The organism is Halorubrum sp. CSM-61 (assembly GCF_003781945.1).
Lineage (GTDB): Archaea > Halobacteriota > Halobacteria > Halobacteriales > Haloferacaceae > Halorubrum.
On sequence record NZ_RJJW01000008.1, the window covers coordinates 1 to 21,337 of the forward strand.

18 protein-coding genes are annotated in these 21,337 nt (G+C 67.8%); 10 read left to right on the plus strand and 8 right to left on the minus strand.

Going from position 1 to position 21,337, the window contains the following annotated elements; genetic code table 11:
* Positions 1-497 precede the first annotated feature (497 nt).
* Positions 498-671, minus strand: a complete 174-nt coding sequence (locus EDM04_RS18605; protein WP_008004640.1) for a hypothetical protein — start codon at positions 669-671, stop codon at positions 498-500.
* 310 nt (positions 672-981) lie between these two features.
* On the opposite strand from EDM04_RS18605, the gene EDM04_RS13825 reads away from it, so the two are divergent.
* Positions 982-1,644: a uracil-DNA glycosylase family protein gene (locus tag EDM04_RS13825; RefSeq protein WP_123623104.1), complete on the plus strand. Its 663-nt coding sequence runs from the start codon at positions 982-984 to the stop codon at positions 1,642-1,644.
* A 299-nt stretch (positions 1,645-1,943) separates the two neighbouring features.
* Here the strand turns inward: EDM04_RS13825 and EDM04_RS13830 are convergent, their stop codons facing one another.
* The 4 genes from EDM04_RS13830 to EDM04_RS13845 all read right to left on the minus strand — a co-directional run bounded on the left by EDM04_RS13830 (position 1,944) and on the right by EDM04_RS13845 (position 6,121).
* Entirely contained in the window at positions 1,944-3,143 is a 1,200-nt protein-coding gene (locus EDM04_RS13830; protein WP_123623106.1) for an asparagine synthase C-terminal domain-containing protein, read from the minus strand.
* A 5-nt stretch (positions 3,144-3,148) separates the two neighbouring features.
* Complete coding sequence (locus tag EDM04_RS13835; RefSeq protein WP_123623108.1) at positions 3,149-3,832, minus strand: PHP domain-containing protein; 684 nt, start codon at positions 3,830-3,832, stop codon at positions 3,149-3,151.
* A gap of 451 nt (positions 3,833-4,283) precedes the next feature.
* Positions 4,284-4,550, minus strand: a complete 267-nt coding sequence (locus EDM04_RS13840; protein WP_123623111.1) for a hypothetical protein — start codon at positions 4,548-4,550, stop codon at positions 4,284-4,286.
* Positions 4,547-6,121 carry a Na+/H+ antiporter NhaC family protein gene (locus tag EDM04_RS13845; protein WP_123623113.1) on the minus strand — a complete coding sequence of 525 codons (1,575 nt, stop codon included), beginning with the start codon at positions 6,119-6,121 and terminating at the stop codon, positions 4,547-4,549. Before EDM04_RS13845 ends, EDM04_RS13840 begins: the two co-directional genes overlap by 4 nt.
* Positions 6,122-6,553: 432 nt before the next feature.
* On the opposite strand from EDM04_RS13845, the gene EDM04_RS13850 reads away from it, so the two are divergent.
* The 4 genes from EDM04_RS13850 (at position 6,554) to EDM04_RS13865 (ending at position 9,408) form a co-directional block, all read left to right on the plus strand.
* Entirely contained in the window at positions 6,554-7,024 is a 471-nt protein-coding gene (locus EDM04_RS13850) for a 30S ribosomal protein S15 (protein ID WP_123623115.1), read from the plus strand.
* 133 nt (positions 7,025-7,157) lie between these two features.
* Entirely contained in the window at positions 7,158-8,435 is a 1,278-nt protein-coding gene (locus EDM04_RS13855) for an exonuclease RecJ (protein ID WP_123623117.1), read from the plus strand.
* A complete protein-coding gene (locus EDM04_RS13860; RefSeq protein WP_123623119.1) occupies positions 8,432-8,764 on the plus strand; it encodes a KEOPS complex subunit Pcc1 in 333 nt (110 codons plus the stop codon). Before EDM04_RS13855 ends, EDM04_RS13860 begins: the two co-directional genes overlap by 4 nt.
* A complete protein-coding gene (locus EDM04_RS13865) occupies positions 8,761-9,408 on the plus strand; it encodes a 30S ribosomal protein S3ae (protein ID WP_123623121.1) in 648 nt (215 codons plus the stop codon). Before EDM04_RS13860 ends, EDM04_RS13865 begins: the two co-directional genes overlap by 4 nt.
* A gap of 579 nt (positions 9,409-9,987) precedes the next feature.
* Here EDM04_RS13865 and EDM04_RS13870 read toward each other — a convergent pair.
* The gene (locus EDM04_RS13870) at positions 9,988-10,791 is read right to left on the minus strand and encodes an LLM class flavin-dependent oxidoreductase (protein WP_123623123.1); all 804 of its coding nucleotides are present in this window, start codon (positions 10,789-10,791) and stop codon (positions 9,988-9,990) included.
* A 290-nt stretch (positions 10,792-11,081) separates the two neighbouring features.
* Between EDM04_RS13870 and EDM04_RS13875 the strand changes: the two genes are divergently transcribed.
* Complete coding sequence (locus EDM04_RS13875; protein ID WP_123623125.1) at positions 11,082-12,113, plus strand: glutathione S-transferase family protein; 1,032 nt, start codon at positions 11,082-11,084, stop codon at positions 12,111-12,113.
* 89 nt (positions 12,114-12,202) lie between these two features.
* Here the strand turns inward: EDM04_RS13875 and EDM04_RS13880 are convergent, their stop codons facing one another.
* Positions 12,203-13,303 carry an ABC transporter ATP-binding protein gene (locus tag EDM04_RS13880; RefSeq protein WP_123623127.1) on the minus strand — a complete coding sequence of 367 codons (1,101 nt, stop codon included), beginning with the start codon at positions 13,301-13,303 and terminating at the stop codon, positions 12,203-12,205.
* A 101-nt stretch (positions 13,304-13,404) separates the two neighbouring features.
* Positions 13,405-15,168 (minus strand): glycoside hydrolase family 13 protein, encoded by a 1,764-nt coding sequence (locus EDM04_RS13885; protein WP_123623129.1) that lies wholly within the window; start codon positions 15,166-15,168, stop codon positions 13,405-13,407.
* A 342-nt stretch (positions 15,169-15,510) separates the two neighbouring features.
* Here EDM04_RS13885 and EDM04_RS13890 point away from each other — a divergent pair, with 342 nt between their 5' ends.
* The 4 genes from EDM04_RS13890 (at position 15,511) to mutL (ending at position 21,276) form a co-directional block, all read left to right on the plus strand.
* Positions 15,511-16,785: an extracellular solute-binding protein gene (locus EDM04_RS13890; protein WP_123623131.1), complete on the plus strand. Its 1,275-nt coding sequence runs from the start codon at positions 15,511-15,513 to the stop codon at positions 16,783-16,785.
* A 4-nt stretch (positions 16,786-16,789) separates the two neighbouring features.
* On the plus strand, positions 16,790-17,755 hold the full coding sequence (locus EDM04_RS13895; protein ID WP_123623133.1) for a carbohydrate ABC transporter permease: 966 nt from the start codon (positions 16,790-16,792) through the stop codon (positions 17,753-17,755).
* Entirely contained in the window at positions 17,752-18,867 is a 1,116-nt protein-coding gene (locus tag EDM04_RS13900; protein ID WP_123623135.1) for a sugar ABC transporter permease, read from the plus strand. Before EDM04_RS13895 ends, EDM04_RS13900 begins: the two co-directional genes overlap by 4 nt.
* A gap of 87 nt (positions 18,868-18,954) precedes the next feature.
* Positions 18,955-21,276: a DNA mismatch repair endonuclease MutL gene (gene mutL, locus EDM04_RS13905; protein WP_123623137.1), complete on the plus strand. Its 2,322-nt coding sequence runs from the start codon at positions 18,955-18,957 to the stop codon at positions 21,274-21,276.
* The last annotated feature ends 61 nt before the right edge of the window (positions 21,277-21,337 follow it).

The following is a 21,337-nucleotide window of genomic DNA, read 5'->3' on the forward strand; positions in this document are numbered from 1 at the left end:
GTCTACCGCCCCACTAATCGGACAATATCGGGATTCCCTTGATTCCAAACGGAAGACACCCTCTTCCGTGTCGGAACAGGGGTGTAGCAGTAAAAAGTACCTCCGAATCCCATGGCGGGATAGGAGTAACGGCTGATTGGCACAGCCAGTAGCCGTCATCGAGGCGACTACAAACCTTGAACATCCCAAACCGGCGGCACGGTGCCGTGGGAATCTTCGCCCTTCAAGGCGGAGAGGATGTCAAATCCCTGTGCGGTGGCGTCGCCGGCGTAGCCACCGGCTGCAAGCGAGAGCTCCGCTTCTCGCCCCGTGTGCGACTCGCGCCCGGCGGGCGCTCGTCGGCACGCGCGAGGGAGTCGCGACTGGGGCTTTGGAGGTGCCCGCCGGCGAGTCACCGATCACGCAGTACCGAACTCGTCGAGCCCGTCGCTCGGCAGTGCTACTGCTCCGAAACGAACTATCTTGAAAACGGAACGATCACTGCGACGCCGGCGCGTTCACTCTTCGGTGGCCTCGTACACCTCGCCGGTGGTCTCGACGAGCCGGCCGATGGGGACGTTGATACCGAGTTGCTTGCGGGCGAAGACGGCCACCGGGAACAGCGAGATCCCGACGGCGACGGTCGCCTGGTGCAGCCCGAAGAGGGCCGCCGTACGGATGCGGTCGAACATGGGTCTTCGAGCGAGTCAAGCGGAGGCGTATATATATACTTTCCGGGCCGTGTGATTCGTACAACCCGACGCAGTCATGTGGTTTCGGATCGTAAATTAACGATTATGAAATATATTCGGCGAGGCGTTGCGATCCGGATATCCACGGCGGTGCGAACCCGGCTCGTTTCCATAAGTTATGCGTATCCATCGCGCCTCGTGCGCCTCGCATCCGTGGTCTCTGTGGAGTCACGGCGAGGTCCGGGCCGGCTCGATCGGCTCCGGTCACGGACCGAACGCGATTTAACCGGTCCGCCGCTTATCTCGCGGCGTGCAGAACGTCACGGACCGAACGCGGAACCCGTTCGGGATGCGCCCGGACTGCGAGTCGTTCGTCCCCGGCTACGGCGACGCCAACGCGGAGTTCCACGTGATCGGCGACCGCCCCGGCGTTCACGGCGGCGTCGACGCCGGCGTCCCGTTCACCGGTGAGCCGTGGTCGGCCGCGTTCCTCTCCGCGTTGGCCGAGGGAGGCCTGATCGCGGAGTTCGACGAGGAACCACCGACCGACGGCGGCGAGGGCTCCTATCCGATCCGGGCCGACGGGACGTTCTTCTCGTACCTCCACATGTGCGTCACCGAGGGAGTACCGGACGAGGCGTCGTACGACGACATGGAGCGGTTCTTCGACGCGGAGCTCCGGGCGATCGCCGCCCACGTCCTTCTCCCGGTCGGCCCGCGCGCGACCGACCACGTCCTCCGGCAGTACACCTCGCGGGCGCACAAGACGGCGATCGACATGGACGCGCTTCACGCCGAGGAGCTGCTCGGCTCCGGCTGGCTCGTCCTCCCGATCAAGGATCCCGCCGAGTGGACCGACGGCGACGGCGACCGGCTCGCCGCGGCGCTCCGCGAGCTCCGTTCGACGGACTTCCGCCGCGAGAGCGACCTCGGGCGCTTCATCGCCGGCAGCGACCCGTACCTCGTCAGGTGACGCGTCGCTTGCTTTCCCCGTCCGCTCCTCCGGCGGATGGATGTGCGGTTCCGGTGCGTCTACGTGAATCCGATCGGATCCTTCGGGAGGAATATCCGAAATTAGTGTTCGAACGTCATTCATTCGTAGGATGACGGTGTCATATTTGTCACTACTCCCTGAATTTTATACCAGTCACCGTTATCCGTCAGTAGGCGCCCGACCGATCGGGCGTCGGCCGTAGGACTGGTACTCCATACGGCGGCTTGGTCAGCACCGGCCCTCACGGGCCGTTTTTCGCGCGTATCGGTCCCCGTCTCTCACTCGGACAGCAGCGCGTCGAGGTACCGCCCGACGTGGTCGTCCATGCGCCGCTTGAACCCCGCCCGCCGCGCGAGTCGGTCGAGCTCCCTGGAGACGTACGTCCCGTACTGGACCGCCTTCTTGTCGGCCGTGCGGACCGACTCGGGCACGCGTCCGGCCGCCGCCCGCCGGAGCGCGATCTTGCGCTCGCCGTCGCTCGCGAGCAGTTCGCCGGGCAGCGCGAGCGCGGCCGCGACGATCCGGTCGTCGAGCAGGGGCGCGACCGGTTCGACCCCGGCGGCGCGGAGCGCGAGCACGTCGCGTTCGAGCTGGTCGGGGAGCGAGCGGACCGTTTCGGTCCGCGCGCCCCGCACCGTCTCCGCCGCGACGCGGTCGTCACCGACGGGATCGGCGACCTTGCTGTAGCCGCCGAACAGCTCGTCGGCGCCCTGCCCGACCGCGAGCCGACGGACTCCGTCGGCCGCGGCCGCCTCCGCGGCGAGATACAGCGGGACCGCGATCGCGACGTCCATCGGATTTCGCCGCCCCGTCGCCGCGGCGACCTCGCGCACCGCGCGCAGGAGGTCGTCGTGGGTGACCTCGACGACGCGGAGGTCCAGGTCCATCGCCGCGGCGGCCTCGCGGGCGGCCGCGACGTCGTGACACCCCTCGAACCCGGCGACGTAACACGGCGCGTCCGGGACCGCGGCGGCGACGACGCCGGAGTCGACGCCGCCGGAGAAGGCGACCGCGAGATCCTCACTCGCTCCCGTTTCGAGATCGCCCGCGCCGAGATCGCCGAGCGCGGCGTCGATCGCCCCGTCGACCGCGGCCTGTCCGGGCTCCGGATCGACCGGCCCGTCGTCCGGAAGAGACCAGACGCGCTCGGTCCCCGCGCTCGACGCGAGGGAACCGGCCGGAACCGGCTCCGGATCGTCGAGGTCGGTCCGGTCGAAGCTCCACGCGTCGGGCGCCGTGGGGTCGGGCGCCGCGGGGTCGGGTGCGGTCGCCGGGTCCGCGGCGCCGCGCTCGACGAACAGCGGCTGGCGACCGAGCGCGTCTCTGACGAGCACCGGACCCTCGCGGTCCGGCGGATCGCGGAAGAGGCCGGCGAAGCCGCGCCCGCCGGGGAGCGGGTCGCCGTCGCGGAGGGCGTCGCGGACGCGCTCCGGCGACGCACCGCGCAGATCGAGATCGGGGGAGGAAGGAGTCGTCATCGCGGTCAGCGGAGCGCGTTCAGCGCGCGGAGCGCGCGGCGCTTGGCCCCGCCGCCGAACTGGCGGAGCGAGATGCGCCACGGGGTCCGCTTCCCGACGACGCTGGTCCGGCCCTCGGCGATGCCGTCGAGGATCGCCGCGGCCGAGCGCTCGTCGGCGCCGACCTCGGTCACGGCCTGTCCGACCATCTCCGAGATGTGGGCGTCGCTGCCGGCGGTCATCGGCATGCGGTTCCGGATCGCGAACGTCTCGGCCTGCCGGTTCGAGCGCCCGGTGAACAGCCGGGAGTTGTACACCTCGAGGGCGTCGGCGCTCGCCAGCTGCTCGTCGCTGATGTGGGCGGCGACCCCGTGGCGGGACTTCTGGAAGGGGTGGGGAACCACCGCGATCCCGCCCTGATCGCGGATCCGGTCGAGCGTCTCGTCGAAGGGGAGCCCGCTCTCGACGCGCTCGGTGATGCCGAACGCGAGGACGTGGCCGGCCGCGCTCGTCACCTCCATGCCGACGATGCCGACGAGCCCGTAGTCGGGGGCCTTCTCGGCCGCCTCGATGCTGGCGTCGATCTCGTCGTGGTCCGTGACGGCGAGCGCGTCCAGTCCGACCGCCGCCGCCTGCTCCAAGAGGAGGTCGATCGGATCGCGCCCGTCGTAGGACAGCTCGGAGTGCGCGTGCAGCTCGACCGATAGCACGCCTCCACCTTCGACGGTCGTCTTAAAAAGCGCCCCGGTCCGCGGCGGTTCCACCCCCACGTGCGTGTCTCCCACCCAGCCACCAGCGACGGACCATTGAAAAGGATCGAGCGACGGCGCGCCGCCGAGCGGCCGCTCTCGGCGGCCGCGAGGTGCCCGCGAGGGAGGGCGGCGGCGGCCGCGCCGCGGTGCGGTTCCGCGGCCGCCGCCGACCGAGGCTGGGGAGGCGTGAGGCTGCGGCGCTGGGCTGTGTGGGGCGGGACTCGAAGGGGCAGCCGCGAGGCGGGCGCAGGCGACGCGAGCACCACAGGGAGTGAGCGGAGCGAACGACCGAGGAGCGCGGCGAGCGTGCACCCGCCTCGCGGCTGGGGCTTCGAAGGCGTTCGTGTCGATCGCCGGTTTATAACCGATCAGCGCGACGACACCGGAAAAACGACTCCGCGAGAACCGATCAGAACGCGCTCTCGCCGACCGTCTCCCGGTACGTCCCGGTGCCGCGGTGGGCCGCCTCGTCCCACGAGTCGACCGCGACCAGCACGCGGGTGTTCACGGCGCCGCTCGGCGCGTCCTCGATCCGGAGCGTCGAGTCGCCGATGCGGGCGACGGCCTCGCCGCCCTCCGCGCCGGTGACCATCACCTCGATCACGTCGCCGGGCTCGTAGTCGGGCGTCGACCCCCGGAACGAGAACCCGGCGAAGAACTTGTCGAGGCGGCTCATGCGCGCGACACCTCCTCGGAGGTGCGGTCGGGAATGTACTCACGGCCGAACCCGGTGATCGCGGCCAGCAGGAAGACGATCACGAGGAACCAGCCGTGGAACACGTACGGCACCACGTCGATGGGGTTGACCACCATCTCGGGGCCGTACTCGGCGCCGAGCCCCTCGGGGCCGACCATCACCTGGTACCCGACGAGGACGCCGCCGGCCCACGGGAAGATGTACCCGAGCGCCGACGTGTTGGCGTCCAAGATGTTCGCGCGGCGGTAGCCGTTGATGTTGAACTTCTCGCCGATCCGCGCGATGTACGGGGCGATCGCGATCTCCGCGGCGGTGTTGATCGTGATCATCCCGTTGATCGTCGCCGTGCCGAGCACCATCGTCAGCTCGGCCCGCCGGACGTTCGTCGCGACGACGTTCAGGAGGAACTCCTGAATCGCCGCGAAGCCGCCGCCGCGGATCATGATCTGCGCCATCGATACGATCAGCAGCGTCAACACGATGAGCGGGAAGAAGCCGATCGCACCGGCGTAGAGGCTCCCGCCCACGCCCGCGGCGTCTCCGACCACGACGAACGGGAGCGCCGTGAACGTCCCGTCCTCGGTCACCGTGAACGCGAGGATGTCGCTCACCGACGAGAGACCGAAGATGAGGTTGAACGCGACGGCGACGACGATCCCCCACGAGATCGCCTCGACGATGTGGCGGCCCGCGACCGCCGTCACGATGACGATACCCATCGAGAGCAGGTGGACGAGTCCGGCCGCGGTCGCCGTGTCTCGGAGCGCGGCGGATCCCTCCAGGCTCACGCCAGCCATGGCGGAGCCCGCGATCAGGTACGCGATGAACGCCGGGATCGCCGCCGCGATCGCGTACTTGAACCGCGAGGCGACGACGCCGCCGATGTCGGCGTCCTGCGTCACCGCGCTCACGATCGTGGTGTCGCTCACGGGGGCGAGGTTGTCGCCGAAGACGGCGCCCGATAAGATTGCGGCGAACAGCAGCACGGGGTTCGCGCCGATCAGCACGCCGGCCGGGAAAAAGAGGGTCACGAACGCGACGGTGGCGCCGTACCCCGTCCCGATCCCGGTCGCGAGCAGGCCGCAGAGGACGAACGCGGCCGCGGGGAACGTGGTCGCGCCGACGTTCAGCGCGTCGGCGGCGAAGATGAGCCCCTCCACGAAGCCGCCGACCTGGAGCGTCTCCGCGAACATGCCGGCCCACAGCCACGCGACGATCGCGGTCGCGGCGACGCGCTGGGTCATCCCCTCGAAGATGGTGTCGGCGTACGCCTTCCAGTCCCCGCGCACGAAGAACATCCCGAGGATCGTCCCGATCAGCGCGCCGATCACCAGCCCGTTCGTGTCGCCGATGCCGAGGACGCCGCTCTGGAAGATGGCCCAGCAGATGAAGAAGGCGAGCGGGATCGTGCTCGCCCACTTCCCGCCGTAGAAGTCGATTCGCGGGGCGTCGTCTTGGTCGTCCATCCCGTCACCAACGCCGAACTCGCTGCCGTCCGGTGGCTCCCCGCCGTCCGTCGCGGACGGGTCGCCGTCTTCTGTTTCGGTCATCAGTCTCTCACACGCCCTCGGTCGCCAACCACCCACGTAAATCCTCGTCTCTCTCCCCCGTCCGAGAGAAATCCGCCTGCGTGATCGGCCACACGCTCTCGCGGTCCGCGATCGTCCGCCGTCGCCCGCGATCGTCCCCCGCTCTCCGTGGAGGCCCGGAGTCCGACGACCGACGTCGGCCCACAAGAACACCCTTAAGAGGGGCGACGACGACCCCACACACGGGAACAGCACAGCTGCAGATCCGACGCGCCGGGGTCTCTTCGCCCACGGCTTGGGAATGTAGCAGTGCGCCGACGCCTCCGGCGTCGCGGTCGGACTCCCCGCACGTGCGGGCCGTCCGGTCGGACAGCTCGATCCGCGAGCGTCCGTCAGCCGCGTCGCGCGGAGTCGCGGTCACGTTGCGGTTGTGCCGTTCCAACCAGATACACAATGGCACGAATGCACACGCGCCGTCGCGGTTCGTCCGGTTCGGACAAGCCGGCGACGGACGAGAACCCGGAGTGGAGCGACGTCGACGCCGAGGACATCGAGTCCCGCGTCGTCGAACTGGCGGAGCAGGGCCACGACCCCAGCGTCATCGGACTCAAGCTCCGTGACGAGGGCGTCAAGGGCGTTCCGGTGCCCGACGTGAAGCTGGCCACCGGCAAGAAGGTCACCGAGATCCTCGAGGAGCACGACGCGGACTCGGAGCTCCCCGAGGACCTCCGCAACCTCATGCGTCAGGCCATCCGCCTGCGCGAGCACATGGCGGAGAACGGACAGGACCACCAGAACAAGCGCGCGCTCCAGAACACGGAGTCGAAGATCCGCCGCCTCGCGAACTACTACCGCGGCGACGAGATCGACGAGGAGTTCACGTACACCTACGAGAACGCCGCCGAGCTCCTCGGCGACGAGTAACGACGCAGACGAACGCCACTCCGACGGGACCGGCTCCGAGGAGTAACCGACGCGACGCAGCGACACACGACGCAGCGATCACGATCCGACGGACGCACCGACACACGACCGCACTCACAGACCGCACCCACCGATGACCGAAGCCACATCCGCCACGCCCGCCCCCGACGCCCTCGCCGGCGTCCTCGCGGACGCGCCGTTCGCACGGCTCGTCGCGACCGACGACGGCGACGCGCTAGCGGCGGCCGCGCTCCTCGCGCGGGCACTGCGAGCGGTCGGCACGCCGTTTCAGGTCCGCGTGTCCCGCGACCCGGTCCCCGACGCCGGCGACGACGCCGTCGCGGTGACCGTCGGCGCGGACCGCGGTCCGCACGCGATCCCCGGCGCGGGGCGCCCGGCGAGCACGGACGCGTTCGCGACGGCTCGCGCGCTCGGCGACGACCCCGATCCGGTCGTCGCCCTCGCCGGCGTCGTCGCGGCCGGTTCCGTGCCCGGCACGGACGGCTCCGGCGACGCGCTGGAGGCGGCCGAGCGCGCGGAGCTCGTCCGCCGACGCCCGGGCGTCGCGCTCCCGACCGCCGATCTGGCGGACGGGCTCGCGGCCTCGACGCTCGTCCGAACACGGTACTCCGGCGACCCGGAGGCCGCGCGCGCGGCGCTCGCAGAGCTCGGGCTCCCGGCGGACCTCGACGACGACGCCCACCGACGCCTCGCGTCGCTGATCGCCGTCGACGTCGCGGACGCGGAGGACGCGAGCGCGCGGGCCGCCTCGGCGGTCGAGCGCGCGCTCCGCCCGTACGCGACGGCCGAGGACGCGGCGCCGTTCGAGACGGTCGGCGGCTACGCCGACGCGCTCGACGCGCTCGCCCGCGAGGCCCCCGGAACGGGGGTCGCACTGGCGCTCGACACCGACCCGAGCGACGGGCTTCGGACCGCCGCGCTCGACGCGTGGCGGACCCACGGGCTCGCCGCGCACCGCGCGCTCGGCGCCGCGACGACCGGCCGGTATGACGGCTGTTTCGTCGCGCGCGTGGACCTCGCGGGGGGCGGCACCGGAGGCGGAGCGACCGACGAGGCCGACGAGACCGCGCCCGACGCGGCCGGCGTTCTCCCGACGATCGCCCGGCTCGCCCGGGATTTCCGGTCGCCGGAGCCGGTCGCGGTCGCGGTCGACGAGACCGCGGGTCAGCTGGCCGCCGCGGCCACCGATCCGATCGGTCTCGGCGACGCCTGCCGGTCCGCGGCGGGCGAGGTCGGCGGCGAGGGCTGGGGGACCGCCGACCGCGGCGGGATCGCGGTCGGCGCCGCCGACGGTGCGGACGAGGCGGACGGAGCGAACGGAAACGGCTCCGAGAGCGAGACCGACGGCGACATCACGAGCGCGCTCGCCGCGCTCAGGGAGGCGCTATGAGCGGGGAGTCCGCTCGGGGCGGAGAGTCCGCCCCCGGCGAGGCGTCGACCCGGACGGCCACCGTCCGGACGACCCACGCCGACGCCGCCCTCGTCGCCGCCGCGCTCGCACCCGACGAGACCGACTCGATGGCCACGCGCGTCGACGGCGACGCGATCGAGTGCGTCGTCGAGCGGCCCACCACCGGCGGACTGCGGTCGACCGTGGACGACCACGTCGTGAACCTGCGCGTCGCGGACCGAATCGTCGAGCGCGCGAGCGAGCACCTCGCGGCCGACGACGGAGCGCGCCGCTCCGACACCAACGGCGACACAGACACCAACACATGAGCGAACGATCCGTATCCAAGAGCAGAGAACAGAAGCGCTGGTACACCGTGCTGGCGCCCGAACAGTTCGACCGGCAGGAGCTCGGCGAGACGCTCGCCGAGGAGCCCGACCAGGTCGTCGGCCGCACGATCACGACGACGCTGGGCGAGCTGACCGGCGACTCCGGCGCGAACAACACGAAGCTCACGTTCAAGATCACCGACGTGGGCAGCGACACGGCCTACACCGAGTTCATCAAGTACGAGCTCACGCGGGACTACCTGCGCTCGCTCGTCCGCCGCGGCGCCTCGAAGGTCGAGGCGTCGATCACGGTGCTGACGACGGACGACTACCGCATCCGCGTCCAGCCCGTCGCGCTGACGACGAAGAAGGCCGACCGCTCGCAGGAGAAGGCGATCCGCCGCGTCATGATCGACAAGGTCCACGCGGCCGCCGAGGACCGCACGTTCGAGTCGTTCGTCGACGCCATCGTCGAGGGGAACCTCTCGTCGGCGATCTACGGCGACGCGAAGCTCATCTACCCGCTTCGCCGCGTCGAGGTCCAGAAGCTGACCCTCGAGGCGCGCCCGTCCGAGGTCGCCGCCGAAGAGGAGACCGCCGTCGACGTCGACGCCGACGAAGTCGCCGTCGACACCGACGAGTAACGCCGCTCCGAGCGAACCCGCAGTTTTCCCGTTTATCAGTCGCGTAGCGGCGGCGATGTCCAGAGAGAGTGCAGATCGGATGCGGTGGCGCGTGCCTGCGAGGCCGCGGTGCGGCCGAGCAGCACGCGCGAGGTCGTCGGGCTTCGGCCGACTGCCAGAGGGACCTTCGGTCCCTCGCTGGACGCGGTGAGCGCTCGAAGAGCGCGAACCGCGAGGCTGGGGAGGCATGAGGTTGCGGTGTTGGGCGGGACTCAAAGGGGCAGTCGGCTCCGCGAAGACGGGCGACGTAAGCAGCGTGGCGCTACGCGCCACGGGCAGCCGGCGGCTCCGCCGCCGGCGACACTGCAACGAGGGAGCGAAGCGACTGAGTGACGAGGAGCGCAGCGAGCGTGCACAGCCCTCAGCGGCTGGGGCTTTGGAGGTCGTCGCCGTATCGACGCCGCTCACTTATAAACAGCCGCCAGCAGCACCACTCGATCACGTATAAATCTCCGATCAACCAATTTGCGATACCTACTCCCGCTATCAATCAAAAGGCGGTCAGCAGCGAACGGCTGTTTCACGCCGTACCGTGTCTAACTACGACAGGAACTCGCCGATCCCGCGTGCGGGGTAGCCGACCACGTGGTCCACGCCGGCCTCGCGGAGGTCGGCGACGCGCTCCCGGACGGTCTCCGGCGACCCGACGAGCGCGAAGTCACGCGCGGCGGCCGAGAGCACCTCGCGGGCGCGGCCGCTGGCCTCCGAGTCGGTCGCCGGCCCGTCGCCCTCGCCTCCGCTCCCGTCCGGGAGCGCGCGGGCGACGGGCCGGCGTCGGGAGACGTACGCACCCACGGCGTCGAGGACGGCGTCCTCGTCGTCAGTCAGGACGGTGGGCGCGTAGACGGCGACCTCGCCGTCGAACCCGGCGGCGCGGAGCGCGCGCACGTCGCGGTCGGTCGACCGGGAGAGCAGTTCGAACTGGGTCCCGCCCGTCGCCAGCGCGACGCGCTCGACGCCCTCCGTCCCGACCCACGCGTCGGGGGCGGCGCGCCGCGCGGCCCCGAGCCGCGGGGCGACCGCGCGCGACGACTCCTCGTCGGTGAGGTACGCGCCGTGGCCCGCGACGAGCACCCGCCGGGCCGCGTCCGGGATCCGGGCGGTCAGCGAGTCGTCGCCGAGCGGGTCGAACCCGTCCGCCCGCACCGGGGTGGTGACGTACAGCTCCGCCTCCGCGGCCAGCCGGTCGAGCGTCTCCGCGTCCGGGAGGTGCTCGCGGCCCTCGTAGTCGATCGTCACGCGATCGACCGGGAGCTCGCCCGCCCGCGACACGTCGCACTCGGCGGGCTTCAGCGCCGCGGCGTCGATGCCGGTCCGGGCGACCGCCTCGCGGCCGGTCAACATCGGGCGGCCACCTCGGGCGGCGGCGCGGCTCGCGGAGCGACCGCTCTCGGATGCGGCACGTTCGTTCGGCGCGTAGTGTCGATACTCACGGAGAAGACCCCATCACGATCGCGGAACGCGATCCATCGCCTGTGCGGCCATGACTGGATACCGGTAGTCGCGTGGGTTTCTTAAACCCGTCGCGGCGCGGCAATACTGCCGGCGGCGCGCGGGTTCGGCCGAGGGGATCGGAGACGGGTGACACGCGCGTCCCCGCCCACGTTATGGGGCTCGCGACCGTACGATCCGGTATGAACCAGCTCGTCGACGGTGAATGGCGGACCGACGCGTACGAGACGACCGACGAGGAGGGCTCGTTCCAGCGCGGCGAGACGACGTTCCGGAACTGGATCGCCGGCAGCGACGTGCCCGAGGGCGTCGACGCCGAGCCGGACGAGCGGTTCCGGCCCGAGGCGGGCCGGTACCACCTGTACGTCTCGTACGCCTGCCCGTGGGCGCACCGGACCCTGCTCGCCCGGTCGCTGCTCGGGCTGGAGGACGCGATCGACGTCTCGGTCGTGGACCCGTACCGCGCCGAGGACGGCTGGCAGTTCACCCCCGAGAAGGAGGGGTGTACGCCCGACAAGCTTCACGGCAGCGACTACCTCCGCGAGCTCTACGTCGAGGCCGACCCCGACGCCACCTGTCGGGTGACCGTCCCCGTGCTGTGGGACACCGAGGAGGAGACGATCGTCAACAACGAGTCGCGCGAGGTACTCCGGATGCTCTCGACCGCGTTCGACGAGTTCGGCAACGGCGCGTCGCTGCTCCCCGGTCCCGACGACGAGGCCACCGTCGCGGACGTCGACCGGGTTATCACCGATATCTACGAGCCCGTCAACAACGGCGTCTACCGCGCCGGGTTCGCGACGTCGCAGGGGGCCTACGACGAGGCGATCGACGAGCTGTTCGACGCGCTCGACCGGTGGAACGACCGCCTCGCCGACCGGCGCTACCTCGTCGGCGACTCGCTGACCGAGGCGGACGTCTGCATGTTCACGACGCTGGTCCGGTTCGATCAGGTGTACCACACCCACTTCATGTGTAACAAGCAGTACATCCACCAGTACGAGCACCTCTGGCCGTACCTGCGCGACCTCTACCAGACCGAGGGCATCGCGGAGACGGTGAACATGAGCCACATCAAGGAGCACTACTACACGACGCATCCGGACGTGACCCCCTCCGGGATCATCGCTCGCGGCCCGGACCTCGACTTCGAGGCGGACCACGACCGCGATCGGCTCGGCGGTGAGGCGCCGACGCCGGACGCGGCGGACTGAGCCCCGAGGGGCACCGCCAGTCCAATCGAGAATCGGACAACTGGGCGGTTTTCTGGCCGTCTGTGGTTCGAGCTGCCGTCCGGGCGAAACTACGCGACGACGCGCTCCGGCGCCACGACCGCCTCGCCCTCGGCGTCGAACACGCGGAGCGCGGACTCGTCGAACCGAACCGGTACCGTATCGCCGACGGCGGGTTCGACATCGGCGGTGACTCGCGCGAGGAAGCTGTCCGCAACGTCGAGATGGACGTAGTTGTCCGACCCGACCGGTTCGACGACTTCGACCGTCGCTTCGAATTCTCCGCGGTCGATGAAGACGTCTTCCGGACGGATCCCGACTGTGTAGTCACCCTCCGGCGTCAGTGTCTCAGCGAGCGGACTCGTGAGCCGCGCTCTGAACGGACCGTTCGGATCGGTGAGCGTGATTCCGTCCTCGACATGATTCGTCGTTGCGTCGATGAAGTTCATACTCGGTGACCCGACGAACCCGCCGACGAACGCGTTGTCGGGGTGCCGATAGACTTCCTTCGGCGGCCCGACCTGTTGGAGGACGCCGTCTTTGAGTATCGCCATCCGGTCCCCCATAGTCATCGCTTCCTCTTGGTCGTGGGTGACGTACACGGCCGTGATGTCGAGCTCGTCTTGGAGCCGCTGGATCTCCGTGCGCATCTCCACGCGGAGCTTCGCGTCGAGGTTCGAGAGCGGCTCGTCGAAGAGGAACACGTCGGGCTCTCGGACGATCGCTCGACCGAGAGCGACGCGCTGCTTCTGTCCTCCGGAGAGCTCGTCCGGATTGTCGTCGAGGAGTTCGGGGATGTCCATCATCTCCGCCGCCCACTCGACCTTCTCCCGTCGCTCGGCCCCGTCCAAATCGGTCGACATCCGCAGGCCGAACTCCATGTTCTCGAAGACGGTTTTGTGCGGGTACAGCGCGTAGTTCTGGAACACCATCGCGACGTCCCGCTTGCGCGCACTCAAGTCAGTCACGTCCTCGTCCCCGATATACACCCGACCGTCGGTCGCTCGTTCAAGCCCGGCGATCATCCGGAGCGTAGTCGACTTCCCACACCCCGATGGGCCGACCACTGCGAGGAACTCCCCGTCCTCGACCGTGAGACTAATATCGTCGACTGCGACGATGTCCCCCGCGTCGAACTCCTTACGTAGGTTCTCGAGCCGTACGGTAGCCATATACTGTGTGTGGAGGAATCACGCGGTATAGTTCTTTCCATTTTTCAGAATTTATGAAGTGATTTTTCGTATATTCTTCTTTCAGAGATAGAGCACCCGGCTCAGCGAGTGACGACGCCTGACGAGGGAGACAGGAGATGGTCACCGCTGTCCGCCGATCGCACGGCGTCCGACCCGGTCGAGAGGACAATCATTTCGTCGTCAAGAGCGTCGGCCGGCAGTCGAACCGGATCGGAACCACGGTTGATCGCGACCGCGACTGAACCGTCGTCGGACCGCCGACGATACACGAGGCGATCCCCGTCCGTCAGATCGCGGTCGAACGAGAGGCTGCCCCGCCGAAGCGGGTGCGTGTCGGTCCGAAGAGAGATTAGTCGGCGTACGAATGCGAGCAGGTCCCGATTCTGCTCCGTCTCGTCCCACACCATCGTGCGACGACAGTCCGGATCGTCGCCGCCCGTCATGCCGACCTCGTCGCCGTAGTACACACACGGAGCTCCGGGATACGTGAACAGCAACAGCATTGCGAGTCGGAACGTCCGTTCGTCGCCGCCGCACCGATGGAGGAGTCGTTCGGTGTCGTGACTGCCGAGCAGGTTGAACAGCGATCGGTTCGTCCGGTCGGGATAGCGCATCAGGAACCGAGTACACTTGTCCGCGAACGTCGACGCATCGATCTCCGCCTCGGTAAGAAATTCGTACACCGCGTAACTGAATGGATAGTTCATTACGGCGTCGAACTGATCTCCGTGGAGCCACGGTCTGGCGTCGTGCCACACCTCGCCCAAGATGTACGTGTCGGGGTCGATGGCCTTCACCTCGCGACGGAGGTCCCGCCAGAAGGCGTGGTCGACCTCGTTAGCCACGTCGAGTCGCCACCCGTCGATGCCGAACTCCTCGACCCAGTACGTCGCGACGTCAAGGAGGTACGACCGGACCTCCGGATTTTCGGTATTGAGCTTCGGCATGTATGGCTCGAAACCAAACGCGTCGTAGCTGGGACGCGGCTCGAAAGAAATCGGGAACTCGTGGACGTGGAACCAGTCGGCGTACTCCGAGTCGGCCCCGTGTTCAACGACATCCTGAAACGGTTCGAACCGTCGACCGCAGTGATTGAACACCCCGTCGAGCATGACGCGGATATCTAAGTCATGTGCGGCCTCGACGAGCTCTCGAAGCGTCTCCTCGTCGCCGAACTGCGGGTCGATCCGAGTGTAGTCCGTGGTGTTGTACTTGTGGTTCGAACTCGACTCGAACACTGGGGTGAGATACAGCGCGGTGACTCCGAGATCATCCAAATGATCGAGCCGATCGATGATCCCCTGTAAATCGCCACCGAAAAAGGAGTCGCTGGTGGGCGAGTCACCCCAGTCCGCGACCGAGTCCGGATTTCGCGAGGGGTCTCCGTTCTCGAAACGCTCCGGGAATATCTGATAAAACACGGCGTCTTGGACCCAATCCGGTGGATCCGCGACGTTGGACGGATGGAGAAAGGGGAATTCAAAGTAGTGAAGCGACCGTCGCTCGCCTGCAGTCGGGAGGTCGTCGATCGTTCCCGCCTCGAACCCCCACTCGGTGAGCCAGAGCCGTTCTTCCCCGCTTTTCAGGTGGAACGCGTAACAGAGCCGGCGATTCGGGGGCGTCACGGCCAGTTGCCAGTAGTCGTACTGTTCGTCGTGACCGACCAGTCGCATCGGCGTCCTGGTTGCGCTCTCGGGCCAGTCGAACTTATCGGCATGGAGCAGACGAACCCGCTCGACGTTCCCTCGTTTCGTCTTGAGTCTGACGTGGACCGTCTCCTCGTCGTGAGCGTAGACATCGCTGTTGGTGGGCCGATGATCGACGGCCGCACGGTCGATGCTCATTGGACCGGCTCGGCGCAGCGTGAGCGGTCTCGAACGGATCCACGGGCCGACCGCACGGCGTCGGGAGAGTTCGAGCGGTAGCGTCCTTGATGAATTCCCACCCGCCGTCTCGGCGATCTTGAATGGTTCATTTATGTACGCTTTTAAAATCTATCCCGAGTCACTAAAACGTTCTTCTATTTATAGAATATATGAGGTAGATGTTCATCCATAATTTTAGAAGTAAGATATTGGGTATAGAGGGCCTCTAAACAGGGAAAATAACTTATTTGCATTTTTCTGCACCTGAATCTGTACCCAACGTATTAATAAGAGAAGATAATATTCATCATTGATTCACATATGGCTTGGAATCGGCGGAAACTACTGGGTGCATTGGCTGGGAGTAGCGTCGTCAGCATCGCTGGGTGTGCCAGCGTTGAGGACGACGGCAGCGCAGACGATGGAAGTGCCGCCGACGGCGGTTCGAACGGCGACAGTACGGAAGACGGAAGTTCGGACGACGGTGAGAGCGGCGGCGAATCGGAACTCTGGTACGACTTCCAAGAGGGTGAACTCATTATCATGGAGGACGCCCTCGAGAGCTATCACGAACAGAGCAGTAACCAGATCGAGGGCGTCGACGTGACCGAGATGCAGGACCGACTCACGAGTGCGATCCCGACCGGCGAGGGTCCGGACTCGTTCATGTGGGCCCACGACTGGGCGGGCGACTTTTCCGAGAGCGGATTCCTTGAGGCGCAGACTGGAAACTTCGATGTCGATCTGGATCAGTTCACTTCGCCGGCACAGCAGGCGGTCACGTTCGAGGACGAGGTCTGGGGGCTACCGGTGAGCGCTGAGACAGTTGGACTGTTGTACAACAAAGAAATGGTCGACGAGCCTCCCGAGACGATCTCGGAGATGAAGTCGATCATGGACGAGTACCATGATCCAGCAAACAACCAGTACGGCCTCTCGTTCAACATCGACGCCTACTTCGTCAGCGGATACGCGCACGCGTTCGGTGGCTTCTACTACCAGGCCGACGGCCACGAGCTCGGATTGACGAAACAGGAGACTATCGATGGCCTCCGAATCGTCACCGACGAGCTCGACGAGTACAGCCCGAACGACTACGACTACGGTCCACAGGCGGCCGTGTTCGCTGAGGGACGGGCGCCGTTCGCGATCAACGGGCCGTGGGAACTGGGTAACGCCGACTTTGACGCCGGCGTCGCGAAGCTCCCCGCGCCGGAAGGCGGCACGCCGGCACCGTACTCCGGTGTGCAGATGTTCTACTTCGCTGACGGCGTCAGCGACGACCCGGAGAGCGCCGACGCGGCTCGCGACTTCGCCGAGTGGTACGCGACGAACACGGACCTACTCTCCCGGCTCGCGGAGGACCAGGGCTTCATTCCGGTCCTCGACGAGCTGGCCGGAACCGACGACCTGCCGGAGACAGTCAAGGGCTTCTCGGCGTCGGCCGCCGACGGTACTCCGATGCCGGCCGACCCCCGAATGAACCAAGTCTGGAGCCCGACCGAAGACGCCATTCTCAACGCGATCACCGGTGGGGAAGAGCTTGAGGCGGCGCTGGAGGAAGCAGAGAGCCGTATCCGCGATAACTGGGAATAAACCGATGGCGACCTCAGATGTGGTAAAGCGGGTTCGCAAATATGAGGCCCCGAGGTGGTTGACGGAAAACCTCTCGTTAGCGCTGGTGCTGCCGGGACTGTTCTTTTTCCTCTCGTTCGTCGCCATCCCGCTCGCCTACCTCATCGGGCTCTCGTTAACGAACGCGACCCTCGGAACCATGTTCCAAGACGCACCGGGACTGTGGGGAACGGTCTTCGGCGAGGCCGAGTTCGTTGGTGTCGATAACTACGCGAGCCTGTTGACCGACGGTCAGTTCTACCGCTCGTTCGGTGTCACGTGGCTGTTCGTCGCGACGAGCGTCGTCGGAAAAGTGGTTCTCGGAGTGGGTATCGCCGTCGTATTGACACACCACTGGGTACGCGGGAAGCGGCTGATGCGTGCCCTGGTCATCCTTCCGATGGGGCTCCCCGCGATCTTCACGATCACCGTCTGGCGGGGCGTCTTCTCGTCAGCACGGTTCGGGCTCGCAAACCAGTTCCTCGGCGCGTTCGGATTCGAATCGATCGCGTGGTTCAGCCGACGGTGGCTCGCGTTCGTCTCGTACAACGTCACCGAGATGTGGCTGGCGTACCCGTTCATGGTGATTATTACCGTGAGCGCGCTCCAGAACGTCTCCGGCGAACTTCACGAGGCCGCGAAGGTGGACGGCGCCGGATTCATCAATCGCTTTCGACACGTCACGATGCCGTCGATCAAGCGTCCCGTGATGTTCGCGTCAATCCTCACCGCCGCGGCGTCGTTCCAGCAGTTCCTGATTCCGTTCGTGTTCAACCGGGGCGGCCCGGCACGCGCGAACGAACTCATTCTGCTGTACGGATACCGCGAGGCGTTCGAGTTCCGCGCGTTCGGTGAGGGCTCCGCGATCATGCTCACGGCGATAACGATCATCGGGCTCTTCATGATCGTCGCGGCGACGAAGGGAGAGCTCGCGGAGGGAGCACACGAATGACCCTGATCCAATCGATCACACGAAAAATCAAATCCGACATCCGAGCTATCCCGGCTGCGATCGTCGGCTGGTATCGGAACACTCAGTACAAGCTCGATCTCTACCGTCGCGGGAAGATCGGCACGCTGCAGCTTCTCGCGCCGGTGTTCTCGACAGCCGGCGCGCTCGCGCTCGTCTCGATACTCATGTTCCCGGTGTACTGGATCGCGCTCGCGGCGCTGTCGGGAGAGGGAGCGTCGCTGTACTCGGCCGGAGGACTACAGCTCCTTCCGGCCGGGTTCAATCCCTGGTTGCTGATCACCGAGGGCGATCTCTGGATGGGAATGGATCTGACACCCTTCGTCTGGGTGATCGGAGATCTCATTATCCCGAGCCTCCGGATATCGATCCCGTTTACCGGAAGCAGCATCGTCACTTCGGAAGTCGTTCTGCTCGAGGCCGCCAACTACGGCGTCGAGCGGCCGTCCGCATTCAAACAGTACGCGTGGAACTCTCTCACCGTCGCAATCCCAACGGTAATGATGACCATGGCGGTGATCATTCCCGCCTCCTACGCGCTCTCGCGGAAGGAGTTCCTCATGCGCAAGAAGGTGCTATACGGCTACATTCTCTTCACGCAGGTCGGCGGCGGTCTCGGCCTTGCGATGCTGATCGCCGTGTTCGCGATCTTCTCCGCATTCGGATGGACAAACGACAAGTTCATGCTCGCCGTTTATTACTCAGCGATGGCTGTGCCGTTCAACACGTGGCTATTGAAGACGTTCATGGACTCGATACCGCCCTCCTACGAGGAGGCCGCAGTCATCGACGGCGCGCCGCCGTGGCGGGTCGTCTGGGAGATCATCCTCCCGCTCTCGAAGGCGGGTCTCGCGGCCGTGCTCATCTTTGTGTTTCTCGCGGGCTGGATGGAGTTTATTGTCGCACAGACGGTGCTCCGCCCGGAGAACTACACCCTACCAGTGGGACTGTTCGCGCTCATTGACGAGTACACCGTTCCGTGGGCTCGGTTCTCCGCGTTCGCGTTGCTGTTCGCCGCACCGGTTGTGGTCATCTATCTCTTCGCGCAGCGGTATATCGAATCTGGCCTCTCGTTCGGCGGGATGGAAGGCTGACCGCCATTGAGGGGCCGGACCTGACTCGATCGGCCGATCCGGGCGCTGGGGACGGGTTGAAGTGATCGCTCGCCTGAACCGAAGGCAATGGAGCCGCCGAACATCGAGCGGTTGGACGAGCGGACCGTCCAGCGCATCGCGGCCGGCGAGGTCGTCGAGCGCCCGGCCAGCGTCGTCAAGGAGCTGATCGAGAACAGCCTCGACGCGGGCGCGACGCGCGTGGCCGTGTCCGTCGAGGCCGGCGGCACCGAGGGGATCCGCGTCCGCGACGACGGCGTGGGCATCCCCGAAGGCCAACTGGAGGCCGCGGTCGCCGAACACGCCACCTCGAAGATCGGCGACATCGCGGACCTCGACCGCGGCGTCGGCACCCTCGGCTTCCGCGGCGAGGCGCTGTACACCGTCGGCGCCGTCTCGCGGCTCACCGTCCGGTCGAAGCCGCCCGGCGCCGACGCAGGTGCCGAGATCACCGTCGAGGGCGGCGCGGTGGGCGAGGCGCGCCCCGCGGGCTGTCCCGAGGGGACGACCGTGGAGGTGGAGGACCTCTTCTATAACACCCCCGCCCGCAAGAAGTTCCTCAAGCGGACCGCGACCGAGTTCGACCGGATCAACACCGTCGTCACCGGCTACGCGCTCGCCAATCCCGATGTGGCCGTCTCGCTGGAGCACGACGGGCGAGAGACGTTCGCGACCGAGGGGAACGGCGACCTCCGGTCGACCGTCTTGGCCGTCTACGGCCGCGAGGTCGCGGAGGCGATGGTGGACGTGGAGTGGGAACCGAGTGATTCGAAGGCCGACCCCCCCGTTCGCGGCGTCAGCGGTCTCGTCTCCCACCCCGGGACGACCCGGTCGACCCGCGAGTACCTCGCGACCTACGTCAACGGTCGGTTCGTCACCGCGAGCGCCCTCCGCGAGGCCGTCCTCGACGCGTACGGCGGCCAGCTCGCGCCCGACCGGTACCCCTTCGCGGTGCTCTTCGTCGAGGTCCCGCCCGGCGACATCGACGTGAACGTCCACCCGCGCAAGCTGGAAGTCCGGTTCGACGAGGAGCCGGCGGTGCGCGAGGCCGTCGAAGACGCCGTGGAGGAGGCCCTGCTGGACCACGGGCTGATCCGCTCGACGGCCCCCAGAGGGCGGTCCGCACCGGACGAGACGGCGGTCGCTCCCGAAACACCCGAGACCGAGGCCGTCGGCGGCGCCGGAACCGACCACGAGCGCGCGGCCCTCGGCGACAGGAACGACGGCGACCGAGAGGGCGGCGACCGAGGGGGCGACGACAAAAGCGGCGGCGTCCGGGACGGAAATGGCAGTCCGACCGCCGGCTCCGCGGCCGGTGCCTCAGAGCTCGACCCCACGGACGAGGAGGCGTGGGCGGTCGGCGACGTGGGGTCGGGCGACGACGTGGGGTCGGGCGACGACCAGATGGACGACGGCGGCGGCGTGGGCCCGGATACCGTCGGTTCCGCCGGGTCCGCCGGGTCCGCGTCCGATCGTCCCTCGCCGCGGAGCTGGCAGTCGGACCCGGACGAGGGCGAGGGGGACGCAGGGGACGACGCTGACGCGGTCGCCAGCGCAGATACCGACACCGAAAGCGACGCGAGGGAGGCCGACGGGCTCGGTCGGTTCGGCGGTTCGGATGGCGACGGCTCCGACTCGACCGACACCGAGACTGCGACGGAGGCCACCGCCAGCGGGTCGGAGGCGGGGCGAGCACCGTCGCCCGCCTCGCGCTCGACCGCGACCGCCCAGCGGACCCTCGACGGCGAGCCGACGAGCGCGGAGCGCACCTACGACTCGCTCCCGCCGCTGCGGGTGCTCGGCCAGCTCCACGAGACGTACGTCGTCGCCGAGGCGCCCGACGGGCTCGTGTTGATCGACCAGCACGCCGCCGACGAGCGGGTGAACTACGAGCGCCTGCAGGCCGCGTTCGCCGACGGCGCCGACGCGCAGGCGCTCGCCGAGCCCGTCCGGATCGAGCTCACCGCGCGGGAGGCGGCGCTGTTCGAGGAGTTCGTCGAGGACCTCGCTGGGGTCGGCTTCCGCGCCGAGCGCGCGGGCGAGCGCGAGGTGGTCGTCGAGTCGGTCCCGGCGGTGTTCGACGCCGCGCTCGACCCCGGGCTCGTCCGAGACGTGCTCTCCGCGCTCGTCGGCGACGCGACCGCGGGCGACGAGCCGGTGACGGACGTGGTCGACGAGCTGCTCGCGGATCTGGCGTGTTACCCCTCCGTGACCGGGAACACCTCGCTGACGGAGGGGTCGGTCGTCGACCTGCTCGACCGCCTCGACGCGTGCGAGAACCCGTACGCCTGCCCGCACGGGCGCCCGGTCGTGATCCGACTCGACCGCGACGAGATCGGCTCGCGGTTCGAGCGCGACTACCCCGGTCACGCCGGGCGTCGCGCGGAGTGAGCCGGAGGGACAGGGGGCGGTCGGCCGCCCGGCGGCCACAGAGAGGTACCCTTTAGGCGGG